The sequence below is a fragment of the Bradyrhizobium sp. SZCCHNR1093 genome (assembly GCF_032381175.1).
Taxonomy (GTDB): domain Bacteria; phylum Pseudomonadota; class Alphaproteobacteria; order Rhizobiales; family Xanthobacteraceae; genus Bradyrhizobium.
The window spans coordinates 569,525-583,413 of sequence record NZ_JAUHJJ010000004.1 but is presented as its reverse complement, the minus strand read 5'-3'; the positions used below and the strand labels follow the sequence as shown (position 1 = coordinate 583,413).

At 66.7% G+C, this 13,889-nt stretch carries 11 protein-coding genes; 3 read left to right on the top strand and 8 right to left on the bottom strand.

The genetic code is table 11. The features are described from left to right. Positions 1-49: 49 nt before the first annotated feature. Positions 50-1,261, bottom strand: coding sequence for a gephyrin-like molybdotransferase Glp (gene glp / locus QX070_RS17290; protein ID WP_315738215.1), 1,212 nt, complete (start codon positions 1,259-1,261; stop codon positions 50-52). Between the two features lie 232 nt (positions 1,262-1,493). After that, complete coding sequence (locus QX070_RS17285) at positions 1,494-2,447, bottom strand: LysR family transcriptional regulator (protein ID WP_315738214.1); 954 nt, start codon at positions 2,445-2,447, stop codon at positions 1,494-1,496. A gap of 84 nt (positions 2,448-2,531) precedes the next feature. Between QX070_RS17285 and QX070_RS17280 the strand changes: the two genes are divergently transcribed. Together QX070_RS17280 and QX070_RS17275 are read left to right on the top strand one after the other, a co-directional pair. Then, positions 2,532-3,464, top strand: coding sequence for an MBL fold metallo-hydrolase (locus QX070_RS17280; RefSeq protein ID WP_315738213.1), 933 nt, complete (start codon positions 2,532-2,534; stop codon positions 3,462-3,464). 12 nt (positions 3,465-3,476) lie between these two features. After that, positions 3,477-4,466 (top strand): alpha/beta hydrolase, encoded by a 990-nt coding sequence (locus tag QX070_RS17275; protein ID WP_315738212.1) that lies wholly within the window; start codon positions 3,477-3,479, stop codon positions 4,464-4,466. Positions 4,467-4,492: 26 nt separating this feature from the next. Here the strand turns inward: QX070_RS17275 and QX070_RS17270 are convergent, their stop codons facing one another. The 3 genes from QX070_RS17270 to QX070_RS17260 form a co-directional block, all read right to left on the bottom strand. Further along, a complete protein-coding gene (locus tag QX070_RS17270) occupies positions 4,493-5,152 on the bottom strand; it encodes a hypothetical protein (protein ID WP_315738318.1) in 660 nt (219 codons plus the stop codon). A 744-nt stretch (positions 5,153-5,896) separates the two neighbouring features. After that, a complete protein-coding gene (locus QX070_RS17265) occupies positions 5,897-6,526 on the bottom strand; it encodes an HAD family phosphatase (protein WP_315738211.1) in 630 nt (209 codons plus the stop codon). A 45-nt stretch (positions 6,527-6,571) separates the two neighbouring features. Beyond that, on the bottom strand, positions 6,572-7,708 hold the full coding sequence (locus QX070_RS17260) for an alpha-hydroxy acid oxidase (RefSeq protein WP_315738210.1): 1,137 nt from the start codon (positions 7,706-7,708) through the stop codon (positions 6,572-6,574). Positions 7,709-8,128: 420 nt separating this feature from the next. Here QX070_RS17260 and QX070_RS17255 point away from each other — a divergent pair, with 420 nt between their 5' ends. Next, complete coding sequence (locus QX070_RS17255; RefSeq protein ID WP_315738209.1) at positions 8,129-9,463, top strand: S41 family peptidase; 1,335 nt, start codon at positions 8,129-8,131, stop codon at positions 9,461-9,463. Between the two features lie 241 nt (positions 9,464-9,704). Here QX070_RS17255 and QX070_RS17250 read toward each other — a convergent pair whose 3' ends face one another. From QX070_RS17250 to trpC, 3 genes are all read right to left on the bottom strand, one after another. Beyond that, positions 9,705-12,416 (bottom strand): EAL domain-containing protein, encoded by a 2,712-nt coding sequence (locus tag QX070_RS17250; RefSeq protein ID WP_315738208.1) that lies wholly within the window; start codon positions 12,414-12,416, stop codon positions 9,705-9,707. 152 nt (positions 12,417-12,568) lie between these two features. Next, the gene (gene moaC / locus QX070_RS17245; RefSeq protein ID WP_315738207.1) at positions 12,569-13,063 is read right to left on the bottom strand and encodes a cyclic pyranopterin monophosphate synthase MoaC; all 495 of its coding nucleotides are present in this window, start codon (positions 13,061-13,063) and stop codon (positions 12,569-12,571) included. A gap of 2 nt (positions 13,064-13,065) precedes the next feature. After that, positions 13,066-13,884: an indole-3-glycerol phosphate synthase TrpC gene (gene trpC / locus QX070_RS17240; protein WP_315738206.1), complete on the bottom strand. Its 819-nt coding sequence runs from the start codon at positions 13,882-13,884 to the stop codon at positions 13,066-13,068. Positions 13,885-13,889 lie beyond the last annotated feature (5 nt).

The window sequence follows — 13,889 nt, the reverse complement described above, 5'->3', positions numbered from 1 at the left end:
CAATCCTTAAATTGTAGTGAACGGACCGGGCTTTGCCGGGGGAAACGGCCTAGCTCGGCAGGCGCAGGATCTCGCACGGGCTGCCGGCGGCGGCCTTCGGCGCAAACGCCCGCCGGATCACCAGCGCCTGCGAGAGCGCGAGATTGCCGAGCAGCGACGAATCCTGCTGGGTCACCGGCGTTGCGATCAGGGTGCCGTCGGCGCGCTCCTCGAGCTGCGCCCGCAGATAGTCCTCGCGCGAATCGTTGGCCCCGAGTTCGCGGCCGAGCAGGGCGGTCTCGCGTGGCATGCGAGCTTCGTCGCGGCCGAGCAGCCGCCGAATCAGCGGCACCAGGAACAGGATGGCGCAGACATAGGACGACACCGGATTGCCGGGCAGTCCGATCACCCTCATGTCGCCGAGCCGTCCGTGCATCATCGGCTTGCCCGGCCGCATCGCGATCTTCCAGAACGCCATCTCGACGCCCTCGGCTTCGAGCGCCTGCTTGACGAGGTCGTGATCGCCGACCGAGGCGCCGCCGGTCGTGATCAGGATGTCGGCCTTGGCCTCGCGCGCCCGCCGGATCCCGGCGATCGTGGCCTCCATCGTATCCGCGGCGATGCCGAGATCGATCGGTGTCGCGCCCTCGCTGCGCACCAGCGCCCGCAGGGCGTAGCCGTTGGAATAGACGATCTGGCCCGGGCCGGGCGTCGAGCCAGGCATCACGAGCTCGTCGCCGGTGGCGAGCAGCGCCACCTTCGGCCGGCGCCGCACCGGCAGTGCCGGATGATTCATGCTGGCCGCCAGCGACAGGTCGCGGTCGCTGAGCCGGCGGCCCGCCTTCAGCAGCACCATGCCCTCATGAAAGTCGACGCCGGCGGGCCGGATGTGCCGGCCCTTGATCGCGGCCTCGGTGATCACGACGTGGCCATCTTCGGCGATCGTGTCCTCCTGGATCACCACCGCGTCGGCGCCCTCAGGGACAACGCCACCAGTGAAGATGCGCGCCGCCTCGCCGGGTCCGACCACGCGATCGAACGGCCGCCCCGCCGCGACCTCGCCGATCACCCTCAGCCGCACCTTGGCCTGGGCTGCGTCCGCCGCGCGCACGGCGTAGCCGTCCATCGCCGACATCGCCTCGGGCGGCTGCGTCCGCAGCGCCGCGAGGTCGCGGGCCAGGATGCGGTGATGGGCCTCGTCCAGCGTCACCAGCTCCTCGGCCAGCGGCTCCGCGCCGGCGAGCACGGCGGACAACGCATCAGACACCGGCATCAGGGCCATGAGAGTTCCTTCGGATGGAGACGGCAGATCGAATGAGTCGCCTTCTAACCGAACGCGCACGGCTCGGCCAAGGGCTCAGGCCGCTTCCTGCCTTCTGATCGTCTGATGTTGGCCGCGTCCGGGCCGCTGCCTCACGACCGCGCGAGAAACCCTGCAATCAGTGCGCAGAAGGTCGACCGCAGTGCCAAGGCGTTGGCCGATGCGCCGTTCCGGTTAGCTCCCGCCCCGCGTTCTATCCAGCAGCTGCGCGACAGGCGGCGCGCTCGGTCGTGTGCAGGATATCCGCCACCATGTTCCGCAGCCAGACCGATGCTGCATCACGATCGAGCTGCAGCGGCCAGACCATCGAGACGGCCGGCAGCCGCAGCTTCAACGGCGCGGGACAGAGCGTCAGCCCAAATCGCGGCCCGTAGAGCTTTGCCATCCTGGTCGGTATCGTCGTGATCACCGGTGATGCGGCGACCGTCGCCAGCACGCTGAGGAATTCCGAGGAGGCCGAGACCACGTTGAGCTCGGTCCCGATCTCATCCAGCGCCGCCTCCAGACAGCCCTGCAGGCTGTTGGTCAGCGTCACCAGCGCGTGCGGAAGCGACAGATAGTCGGCGAGGCTGATCGGTGTTTTCATCGCGATGCGCTTTGGATTGTAGACGCAGCTCAGCGCCTGCTCGAACAGGAGCTGGGATCTGTGCCGCTGTGCGACGGCGTCGAAGCAGCCGACCGCGACATCCAAGGCTCCGTCGTCGAGCAGGCGATGCACTTCGTTACGCTCGGTCGGCCGGCTGAGAAGCCGCACGCCGGGCGCCGTTCGACGGAGCACCGCGGTGAGCTCGGGGATCAGCAGCAGCTCGACCTCACTTGAAAATCCCAGGCGGATGGTGCGCTGCTCGGTCGCCGGGTCGAACTCCGGTGCGGCATGCAGCGCTGCCTGCATCTGCCCCAGCGCCGCCCGAACCGGCCCGGCGAGCACCGCAGCCTTTGGCGTCGGCTGCATGACGGCGCCGACGCGGACGAACAGCTCGTCCTGCAGCAGCACGCGAAGCGTCGACAGCGTATGGCTCATCGCAGGCTGACCCACCTTGAGGCGTGCGGCCGCGCGCGTCACGCTGCGCTCCTGCATGAGCGCGTCGAACGCGACCAGCAGATTGAGGTCGAAGGAGCGAAGATCGAAGTGATCGATGGACTGCATGAGCTGGATCGATTTGAGGAATGTATGACCTAGTCCTAGATCTCGGCCCAGACAAGACCACCGTTCGGATCGAGGCGGCCAGACATGCAGGACATCACGACCTATCGCGTCGGAGACGCCACCATCACGAGGATCTTCGAGATCGGCCTCGATGCGGTCGAGGGAGAGTTTTTGTTTCCGGGCGTAGAAGCAGACAGCATCGTTCGGGAACGAGGCCAGGTGGGGCCGGGATCGGTCGATCCGCACACGGGATCGTTGCGCCTGAGCATCCATAGCTGGCTGGTGCGGACGCCAGAGCGGGTGGTCCTGATCGACACGGCCACCGGCAATGACAAGGAGCGGCCCGGCGCAGCAGTTCTGCATCGCTTGAACGAGCCGTTTCTCGACCGGCTGCGGGCGGCCGGCGTCGCCCCTGGCGATGTCGATCTCGTCCTGATGACGCATCTGCACGCGGATCATGTGGGGTGGAATACGCAGCTTGCCGATGGCCGTTGGATGCCGGTGTTTCCCAACGCCCAGCACATCTTCTCAGGCCGCGAGCGCGCCTATGTCGCCGCACTCTCGGCCGGCAACGGCTCGGACGCCGCAATCAGAGACGCAGCTGGGCTTGGCCCAATGCTGCATCCACCGATGCCTGGGGTCTACGAAGACAGCGTGCTGCCGATCGTCGAGGCCGGCCTCGCGCGCGAGATCACGGTCGATGGCAGCGAGGTCGTCGACGGCTTCCGTTTTCTGCCGAGCCCCGGTCACAGCATCGATCACGCCTGCATCAGCTTCAGCTCACGTGGCGAGCGCGCGCTGTTCTGGGGCGACGTGATGCATCATCCGCTGCAGGTCGCGCGTCCGGACTGGAACTCGGTCTATTGCGAATTCCCGGATGCGGCGCGGACCTCACGCCGATGGGCGATGAACCATGCCGCCGAGACCGGCTCCCTCGTGCTCACGACCCACTTCGCCGAGTCCTCGGCCGGGCGGATCAGCCGCGACGGCGACCGGTTCGCGTGGCACTTCGCCTGATCCGAGGTGACCATGACCGAGAACGCAACGTCCTCCTCGCGCATCGTTTCCGAGCGCCGCCTGATCGAAGGCCCGGTGTCCGATGTACAGCTTCAGCTCATCAACAAGCGCCGGCATGACGTGCAACGGTTCTCGGCCGAGCGCACGCTGGCGATGATGCACGGCGCCACCTTTTCATCCGCCAGCCTGTTCGACGTCGCGGTTGGTGGCGCCTCCTTCATGGATGTCCTGGCGCAGGCCGGCTACGATGTCTGGGCCGTCGATGCGCGCAGCTATGGCGGCTCCAGCCGGCCGCCGGAGATGTCGCGGGCGGCCGAGGAGGGATCTCCATTGGTCAATGCGCGGACCGCCGTGGACGATTTCGGCGCGGCGGTGGACTTCATCTGCCGGCATCGCGACGTCCCGCGCGCCAACGTGCTCGGCATGTCCTGGGGCGCCACCGTCGCGGGCATGTTCGCGAGCGCGGCGAGCGCGAAGCTCGAGAAGCTGATCCTGGTAACGCCGCTCTGGCTGTCCAGCGAGCCGCTGCGCATCGACGCCGGCGGACCGCTCGGCGCCTATCGGATCGTCAGCCCGCGCGCGTTCGAGGCTGCGTGGCGCGGCGCCGCTCCGGAGCAGGCGCGGGACAAGCTGATTCCGGACGGCTGGTTCGAGTCCTGGGCGGAGGCGACGCTCGCGACCGATCCGGACTCGCCGTACCCCGGCGCGATCCGTGCGCCTTCGGGCGCGGTGCAGGACGTGCGCGAGCATTGGACCGTGGACCAGCCGATCTACGATCCCAGCACGATCAACTGCCCTGTTCTCGTGCTCTCGGCGGAATGGGATGTGGACGTCCGCTTCGACGTGGCGCACGACCTGTTCGTTCGTCTCGTGAGCGCGCCGTACAAGCGCCTGGTCGAGATCGGGCAGGGCACGCACATGATCCTGATGGAGCGAAATCGACGGCAGGCGTTCGATGCGGTGATCGGATTTCTGGACGAGCGCGTCGTGCCGGCGCGTTGATCGTCGCGCGGACGGCCTGCACCGCGTTAGAGCGGATGCCGAATCCAGACATTCGGCTCGACATAGGCGGCATGGTCGTGCTCGACCGACGCGAGCACGGGCACGAGAGCAGCGGGGACCTCGATCTCACCCGAGCGATCGAAGGTCACGCCGGTCCATTGCGACCACTCGGCGAGCGTGCCGACGATGGTCATCGAGCACGGCGCGATCTTGACGATCTCGCCACCGATGCCGAGGTGCGTGCGCAGCCAGGAATCGACCAATCGGCCGTCTTCGCGCCGCTGATCGAGATAGGCGCGCATCGGCGTCCGCGGCGCCAGATGTTTCTGGTTCGGCCGCACCGGCGCGTACAGCTCGGCAAAACCTTTGGCGCGTGCGCAGCCTTTCAGAGCCGCGAGCATGGCGAGCGAGCTGCCGGGCACGCGCGCCTTCGGCAGCAGCGCAATCTCCAGCGCGCTCATCGTCGTCGGCCGCCGTCCCAGCAGGCGGTCCTCGTGACCCCAGCGGATCACCTCGTCCCAGCCCGCATCCGGCAGCGTGCGGCGGCCCTCGATGCCGAAGGTGAAGGGGACGGCGAAGGCGCGCCCGACCACCTCGTCACCGGCGAGCGCCACGTAGGCGCAGTCCGCATATTGGTCGAACACTGGCGGATCATAGTACAACGTCGCCGTCCGGTCCTGCCGCATGAACTCCGGCCAGATGGCATCCAGCTCGGGCGAGAACACGCGCGGGATCAGGTCGGGCCGATCACGCAAACAGATGATGTCGAGGGGCATTCGGTTCTTCCGGGCCGCGGGGGCGTGCAGAGCGGACAGCTTAGGCGGTCGGGCCGTCTGCGACCAGCGGATGTGGCGGGAGACGGGCCGGATCGCTCCCTTGCCGGCGGTCGAATTTAGGATTCGCTTTTTCGGAAAAGTCTGCTATGCTGATTTGGTCCCGTGCTCGACAGGAGGGGCGCTTCGCGATCGTCACGGACGTGGAGCGCGGGATGCGGTGGCCGCGACGTGCCGCAGCGTGCTCGGATGGCACGCGGACGAACGGCATGGCGCGGACGTGAAGTCGCGTGGTCCTGGCATCCCGAAGCTGATGCCAAGCCGGCGGGTGATGATGATCCCGACGGCGACGGTGGCCAACAAGCCGGGCACCGGGGAGATCGCGTATAAACGTGAAGACCATCGCGCAGGGAATGCCGGATGTCGGCTGGACCTGTGGTGACTGCCGCCTGCTTTTTTTCTGCAGGCGGGCCATGGGTTGCGGCCAGCAGCCCGGCATTCCCTGCGCCCTCCGATTGGAGGAGGGGGAGATGAGAGCAGCAAAGCTCGGGCACATCGTGTCGCGAGAACAATCTTGCATGAGTGGGCACCGTCATTGCGAGCGCAGCCCTTCAGAACGTCACGCCGCTGGCCATGACGCACCCTTGCGCGATGCGATCAAATCCCGAGCGCCTCCAGCGCCGCGGCGATGTCGGCCGTCGAGCGCACCAGCACCGCCTGCAGCCCGCTGGCCCGCGCGCCGTCGATGTTTTCAGCGAGATCGTCGAAGAATACGATGCGCTCGGCGGGCACGCCGATCGCATCGACCACATGCGCGTAGGCCTCGGCATCCGGCTTTCGCAGGCCGATCGACGACGACAGGAAGATCTCGCGAAAGTGACCAAGCAGGTCGGCGTAGCGCGGCGAGAAGTGATCGATGTGCGGCTGGTTGGTGTTGGAGAAGGCATAGAGCGGCAGTTTCTCCGCCGCGCGTGCGAGCAGCGGGGCGATGCCGGGCATCGGACCGACGAAGATCGCGTTCCAGCCCTCGAGAAACTGCGCGTCGGTGATGTCGATGCCGAGCTGCCGGCGCAGGTTGGCGAAGAAGTCGGCGTCGGAGACCGTGCCGCGCTCATGGCCGTGGTAGATCTCGTCGCGCACGAAGCGCGCGGCGAGATGCTCCGGCGCGCAGCCGGCATGCGCGGCCCAGCGCGAGACGACCTGGACGAAATCGATGTCGATGACGACGCGGCCGAGATCGAACAGCAGCGCGTCGGCGTCGCCGGGGCGGAGAGCGGAGGAGGGCATGGAGGGGGGCGTCGATGGCTGGCGTTGAACGGAAGGGCCTCCGCCTCAATAACGGTAGGGCTCGATGTCGACCAGCGGAAACGCGCTGACGACGCTCGGCTGGTTGGTGGCGGTTGCCGGATGCAGGTAGGAGCCGTTGAGCTCGGCGAACGAGGTGACGCCGAGCAGGCCGAGCGCGCGGATGACCTCGTCCTCCAGCAGCTCGAGCATGCGCAGGATGCCGTCCTCGCCGGCCGCGGCGAGCGCCCAGCATTGCAGCCGGCCGATGCCGACGAGGTCGGCGCCGGAGGCGATCGCCTTGACGATGTCGGTGCCGCGGCAGAAGCCGCCGTCGACCATGATCTTTGCCCGGCTCTTCACGGCGGCGACGATCTCCGGCAGCACTTGCATGGCTCCGCGGCCATGGTCGAGCTGGCGGCCGCCATGGTTGGAGACGTAGATCCAGTCGACGCCGTGATCGACCGCAATCTGCGCGTCCTCGGCGGTCGCGATGCCCTTGATGATCAGCGGCAGCTTGAACTTGTCCTTGATCAGCTTGACGGTGTGCCAGCTCAGCGCCTTCTGGTGGTCGCCGCCGGTCGCGCGCAGCCGGCTTTCGCGGACGTAGCGCTTGGCGATGTCGCGCTCGCGCCGGCTGTAATGGGCGGTGTCGACGGTCAGGCAGAACGCGGTGTAGCTGTTGGCGACCGCCCGGCTCACATAGTCCTCGACGAAGGCGTCGTCGCCGCGGACATAGAGCTGGAAGATTCGCAGCGCGTCGGGCGCGGCCTCGGCGGTCTTCTCCAGCCCGGGTTCCGACACCGAGCTCAGCATGTGCGCCGCTCCGAATCGGCCCGCCCCACGGGCCACGCTGGCCGCCCCTGCCGGATCGAAGATTTCGAGCGCACCGACCGGGGCCATGACCACCGGCAGGCGCAGCTTGCGTCCGAAAGTTTCGACCGAGGCATCGACCCTGGACACGTCGCGCAGCACGCGCGGACGGAACGCGATCTCGTCGAGCGCCATCCGGTTCCGACGCAGCGTGGTCTCGGTTTCGGCCCCGCCGATGATGTAGTCCCAGGCGTTCTGGTTGAGCTGGGCGCGCGCCTTGCGGATGAGCTCGTGCAGGTTCTGGAACTTCTCGTCGCTCGAGCCGAGTTCGACGTTCCGCCACCCGGCCTCGATCGGGGTCCGTTGGTTCATGTTTGCCTCCCAGCGACTGTCATGCTTGCGGTTTTGCCGCGGAGCATTGCCCATCGAGCGGGCCGGGAGCAAGCCATTCCGAACTCGAGCTTCCCGGGCGCGCGCAGGGAGCGGCGCCCCGCAGGCCCAGGCCATCAAATCGCGGCGTGGTACACGGCTCGTCGAATTGTGATCATGGGTGTCCGTGAAAGACGGGGTATGTTCAGCCGGGCCCAGCGCCGGCGCAGCCTTGAGCTTGATTTCAGCCTGTGAACGTCCATTTCGGATGCGAGCGCCGGCGGTCGGGCCCCGGTACGGCGGCGCAATATCGGCCTTGAAGAAACCGGAAATGTGGTGTGTGTTCGCAACACAAATCGCGCCGGCGATGCGTGCGGACCATTTGATCGGCCGGCCATCCAACAAACGCTCGGGAAGCAAACAATGCGGAAAAACTGGCTGTTCTTGGCGGGCACGATGACCGGCGTCGGGCTGACCCTGATGGTCACGGGTCCCGACGGCGCGCAACTCGTTGCCAAGGCCAAGGCCGCGGCCGGCATGGCCGACACCTATTCGCAGCTCAATCTGTTCGGCGCGGTGTTCGAGCGTGTTCGCGCCGACTATGTCGAGAAGCCGAGCGATCCCGCGCTGATCGAAGGCGCCATCAACGGCATGGTGTCCTCGCTCGATCCGCATTCGCGCTACATGAACGACAAGTCCTGGCGCGACATGCAGGAGACCACGTCCGGCGAGTTCGGCGGACTCGGTCTCGAGGTCACCATGGAGGAGGGCCTGGTCAAGGTCGTCGCGCCGATCGATGACACGCCCGCGTCCAAGGCCGGCGTTCTCTCGGGCGATCTCATCGCCAAGATCGACGGCGAGGCGGTGCAGGGACTGACGCTCGAGCAGGCCGTCGCCAAGATGAAGGGCGGCGTCAACACCAAGACCAAGCTTACCATCATGCGCAAGGGCAAGGACGCACCGCTCGACGTTACGCTGACGCGCGAGATCATCAAGGTGCGCCCGGTCCGCTATCACACCGAAGGCGGCGACATCGGCTATATCCGCATCACATCCTTCAACGAGCAGACCACCGAGAGCCTGCGCAAGGCCGTCGCCAGCATCTCCAAGGACATTCCGCAGGAGAAGCTCGCCGGCTATGTGGTCGACCTGCGCAACAATCCGGGCGGCCTGCTCGATCAGGCGGTGTCGGTCTCCAGCACGTTCCTCTCGCGAGGCGAAGTGGTTTCGACCCGCGGCCGCAATCCTGAGGAGACGCAGCGCTTCACCGCACGCGGCGGCGATCTCACCAAGGGCAAGCCGCTCGTGGTGCTGATCAATGGCGGCTCGGCCTCGGCATCGGAGATCGTGGCGGGCGCGCTGCACGATCACAAGCGTGCAACCCTGGTCGGCACGCGCTCGTTCGGCAAGGGTTCCGTGCAGACCATCATTCCGCTCGGCGCCGGCAATGGCGCGCTGGCGCTGACCACGGCGCGCTACTACACGCCCTCCGGCCGCTCGATCCAGGCGCAGGGCATCGCGCCGGACATCGAGGTCAAGCAGGACGTGCCGGACGAGCTGAAGGATCGCGGCGATCTCAAGGGTGAGGCCGGCATGCGCGGCCATCTCTCGGCGCCCGACGGCACCGAGCAGACCGGCTCGCAGTCCTACGTTCCGCCGGACGAGAAGGACGACAAGGCGCTGCACGCCGCCTTCAACGTGCTGCGCGGCGTCACCGTGAATGCCGACGTCCGTGCCAAGGCGGCGGTGCCGAACTGATCTTCAGGGTGGCGCCTTGCGGCGCCCGATGCTCACACCCGAGGGGGCGGCCCTGAGGCCGTCCCGCCGTGGTTTTCGACCAGCGTGTACAAGCGGACACGGAGTATGTCCGTCTGTGTCCCGTAGATCATGGCGGAGCCGTGGACTTCAAGCGGCGGACGGGACGACTGGTTGGTAGGGTTTGAGTTTGGCTTGTGGAAAAGCCTCAAATTGCAACGGTATTTATCGGTTCGGAACTGGCTCACGCGGCGTTGGGGCGCGAATGGCGGCCGGTTGAGGGATTGGCGCGCTGCGCGGCGAACAATTGCCCCACGTCGGCTGCGGGCTTCGGAGGGCTGAACAGATAGCCCTGCATCTCCGAGCAGCCGAGCCGCTTCAGCACCTGGCGCTGCGCCTCGGTCTCGACGCCCTCGGCGGTCGTCGACATCTTGCGGATGGCGGCGATGTTGACCACGGCCTGGACGATCGCCGCGGAGCCTTCACTCTCGGTGATGTCCTGGACGAAGCAGCGGTCGATCTTGATCTTGTCGAACGGAATGCGCTGGAGGTAGCTGAGGCTCGAATAGCCGGTGCCGAAATCGTCGAGCGCGATACGGACGCCGAGCGCGCGCAACTGGTGCAGGGTGTCGAGCGCGTCGTCGTCGCGGATCAGCACCGCTTCCGTGATCTCGAGCTCCAGCCGATGCGGCGGCAGGCCGGAGGTCGCAAGCGCATTCGCGACCTTGAGCGCCAGGGTGCCGCTCTTGAACTGCACCGGCGAGACGTTGACGGCGAGCCGGATGTCGTCCGGCCAGCTCACAGCCTCGGTACAGGCGACCTGAAGGACGCGTTCGCCGAGCAGGTTGATGAGGCCCGTGTCCTCGGCGATCGGAATGAACTCGGCCGGCGAGACGGTGCCGCGGGTCGGATGCTTCCAGCGCACCAGCGCCTCGCAGCCGACGATGCGGTCGTCCTGCAGGCTCAGACAAGGCTGGTAGTAGACCTCGAGCCGATCGTCGGCGATGGCCTGGCGCAGGTCGACCTCGAGCTGGTGGCGCGCCTTGACCTGGGCGTCCATCTCGGGCTCGAAGAAGCGCCAGGTGCGCCGTCCCGCGGCCTTGGCGGCGTACATCGCCAGATCGGCATTCTTCATGATCTGGTCGAGATCGGTGCCGTGCTCGGGGATCAGCGCCACGCCGATCGAGGCGTCGGCGGTGAGCTGATGGCCGAGGCAGTAGCGCGGGGCGCGGATCGCGCTGAGAATATCCTCGATCAGCTGTTCGACGTCCTCGCGGTTGCGGATGGCCGTCTGAACCACGGCGAACTCGTCGCCGCCGAGGCGGGCGACGAATCCCGTGGTGCCGACACAGGTGCTCAGGCTCGCCGCGACGGATTTCAACAGCTCGTCGCCGACGAGGTGGCCGAGCGAATCGTTGACGCCCTTGAACTCGTCGATGTCGATGTAGTGCAGCGCGAGGCGCCGGCCTTGGGGGACGCCGGTCAGCTCCTCCTTGAGGCGCTCGTGAAACAGGGTGCGGTTCGGCAGATCCGTCAGGGCATCATAGTGCGCCAGATGCGTGATCTGCTCCTCGGACCGTTTGCGCTCGGTAATGTCCTCGTGGGTGGCGAGCCAGCCGCCGCCCGCGATCGGCTCGTTGACGATCTGGATCCAGCGACCGTCCGTGGTCTCGATGATCTGCGAGGTCTTGCGGCCGATGTCGCGCAGCACCGCATCGGCATATTCGCCGTCGTCGCCCGCGAGCGAGCCGGTCGCCTTGCGGTGCGCGATCAACTCGCGGAACGTGCAGCCTGGTTTCACGACGTCGGCAGACAGGCCGTACATGTCGACGTAGCGCTGGTTGCTGATGACCAGGCGCTCCGATGCGTCGAACAGCAGGAGGCCCTGGGTCATGTTGTTGACGGCCTTGTCGAGCCGTTCCTTCTCCAGCGTCAAGCGGCGGCTGGAGGCGTCGTGGTCGCTGATCAACCGGCGCACCACGACGTAGAGCATGCCGGCGATCAGCAGCACCGAGGTCACGCCGACGGCGATCAGGAAGCGCATCTGCTCGCGCCAGTCGGCGAGCGCCGCCGAGACCGTCGTCGTCGCGGTCACGATCAAGGGATAGCTCGTCAGCCGGTGCGACGCGCCGATGCGGTGCTCGCCGTCGACGGGGCTGCTGAAAATGCCCGTGGTGTTGCCATCGCCGGCCAGGATCTGGCGGAAGATCGGCGCGCTCTTGTAGTTCTGGTTCTGCATGCCCTCGTGGCGTGGATGGCGGGCCAGAAGGGTTCCGTCGCGATGCATCATCGAGATCGCCGCGTCGGGCCCGAGCGCGACGGAGGCGAAGAACCGCTCGACATTGATGGGTTCGAGGCTGCGGCCGATGATGCCCAGGAACTCGCCGTTGGGACTGGTCAGCTTCAGGGCGATGACCGCGACATATGTGCCGGTGATCCGGCCCACGACCGGTTCGATCAGCAATTGCGGCGCGGTCGGATCGGCTTTCAGCCGCTTGAAAAAGGTGCGATCGGCAATATTGACGGGCGGCACCGGCCAGGTCGCTCCGGAGTTGATCAGGTTGCCGTCGGAGTCGAAGATGTTCAGACCGCCGACATAGGTCACCGCGCTCAGCTTGTCCTTCAGCATGGCATTGACGGCGGCGCTTCCCATCTGCTCCTTGAAGCGGGCGCCGGTGTCGATATGGTTCTGTCGGACGTAGTTGGCGAGATCGCGCTGGATCGCGCCGAGATCCTCCATCTGCTGATCGAAATGACGCGCCAGTAGAAGGACGGTGTTCTCCAGCTCGCGCGTCGCGCTGTTCAGCGCGCGTTCCCGGAAACTGTCGGCCATGATGGTCGTGCCGATCGCGATGGCTGCAATCAGCACGAGGCCTCCGCCGACCAGCCAGCGGATCGGTCCACCGCGGTCGGTCGAAGCTCTGAGGGCATTCCGTGGACTAGCGTTGGTCGTCATCGGTCCTGAATACGCTTGCGATAGGCGCTTCGGGATGGAACCGCTACGATGTCCCTCCCACAACCATTGCTATAGGCCCGCTATGGAAGTGAGGTTAGGAAGTTGAGTTAGCGAACAATTAATTCGAAGTTGTATTTGGTTTTCCAATACCTTCAGGCGCGATAATGCCCGGACTTGCCGCCGATCTTCTCGGTCAAACGGATACCTTCGATGCGCACGCCGCGCTCGGCGGCCTTGATCATGTCGTAGATCGTCAGGCAGGTGACGGACACGGCCGTCAGGGCTTCCATCTCGACGCCGGTCGGCCCGGTGACCTTGACGGTTGCACTGACGATGCAGCCGGGCAGCGCAGCGTCGGGGGTGATGTCGACGGTGACCTTGGAGAGCGCCAGCGGGTGGCACAGCGGAATGAGCTCGGATGTGCGCTTGGCGGCCATGATGCCGGCAATGCGGGCCGTGCCGAGTACGTCGCCCTTCTTGGCGTTGCCGGAGATGATGAGCTCGAGCGTCGCGGGACTCATCACCACGCGGCCTTCGGCTGTTGCCGTGCGCTCCGTTGCAGCCTTGTCCGACACGTCGACCATGCGGGCCTCGCCACGAGCATCGATGTGGGTGAGGGCGGGAGCGCCGGGTGACTTGTCGGACATGGTCACTCAGCCGCGCTGGCGGAGGCGGCATCGCGCGCGAGCAACGCGCGGGTCGCCGCCGTGACGTCCGCCTGCCGCATCAGGCTCTCGCCGACCAGGAAGGTCTGGATGCCGACGCGCGCCAGGCGCGCGAGATCGGCCGGCGTGAAGATGCCGCTCTCGCCGACCAGCAGACGCTCCTTCGGGACCAGCGGCGCCAGCGTCTCGGAGGTCGCCAGCGTGGTCTCGAAGGTGCGCAGGTTGCGGTTGTTGATGCCGATCATCGGCGAGCGCAGCTTCAGCGCGCGATCGAGCTCGGCGCGATCATGGATCTCGATCAGCACATCCATGCCGTGGGCGAGCGCGGCGGCCTCGATCTCCGCAGCCGCGGCGTCATCGAGCGCGGCCATGATGATCAGGATGCAGTCGGCGCCATGAGCGCGAGCCTCGACCACCTGATAGGTGTCGAACATGAAGTCCTTGCGCAGCACGGGCAGGGCGGTCGCGGCGCGTGCGGCGACCATGAAGTCCAGATGGCCCTGGAACGACGGCGTGTCGGTCAGCACCGAGAGGCAGGCCGCGCCGCCGGCCTCATAGGCCCTGGCGAGAACAGGCGGATCGAAATCGGCGCGGATCAACCCCTTCGACGGCGAAGCCTTCTTCACCTCCGCGATCAGCGCGTAGTCGCGGTTCGCATGCTTGGCTCGGATCGCCGCGACGAAGCCGCGCGGCGCTGAGGCATCACGCGCTCGCGCCTCGAGATCCGACAGCGGGCACGCCCGCTTGGCGGCCGCGATCTCCTCGCGCTTATAGGCTTCGATCTTGGCCAGGATATCCGACATGGCGC

Excerpts from the sequence above, each read along its gene's own strand:
- QX070_RS17250 (WP_315738208.1), bottom strand. The coding sequence starts at position 12,416 with ATGACGACCAACGCTAGTCCACGGAATGCCCTCAGAGCTTCGACCGAC.
- QX070_RS17265 (WP_315738211.1), bottom strand. The coding sequence starts at position 6,526 with ATGCCCTCCTCCGCTCTCCGCCCCGGCGACGCCGACGCGCTGCTGTTC.
- trpC (WP_315738206.1), bottom strand. The coding sequence starts at position 13,884 with ATGTCGGATATCCTGGCCAAGATCGAAGCCTATAAGCGCGAGGAGATC.
- QX070_RS17285 (WP_315738214.1), bottom strand. The coding sequence starts at position 2,447 with ATGCAGTCCATCGATCACTTCGATCTTCGCTCCTTCGACCTCAATCTG.
- QX070_RS17260 (WP_315738210.1), bottom strand. The coding sequence starts at position 7,708 with ATGAACCAACGGACCCCGATCGAGGCCGGGTGGCGGAACGTCGAACTC.
- QX070_RS17275 (WP_315738212.1), top strand. The coding sequence starts at position 3,477 with ATGACCGAGAACGCAACGTCCTCCTCGCGCATCGTTTCCGAGCGCCGC.
- QX070_RS17280 (WP_315738213.1), top strand. The coding sequence starts at position 2,532 with ATGCAGGACATCACGACCTATCGCGTCGGAGACGCCACCATCACGAGG.
- QX070_RS17255 (WP_315738209.1), top strand. The coding sequence starts at position 8,129 with ATGCGGAAAAACTGGCTGTTCTTGGCGGGCACGATGACCGGCGTCGGG.
- glp (WP_315738215.1), bottom strand. The coding sequence starts at position 1,261 with ATGGCCCTGATGCCGGTGTCTGATGCGTTGTCCGCCGTGCTCGCCGGC.
- QX070_RS17270 (WP_315738318.1), bottom strand. The coding sequence starts at position 5,152 with ATGCGGCAGGACCGGACGGCGACGTTGTACTATGATCCGCCAGTGTTC.
- moaC (WP_315738207.1), bottom strand. The coding sequence starts at position 13,063 with ATGTCCGACAAGTCACCCGGCGCTCCCGCCCTCACCCACATCGATGCT.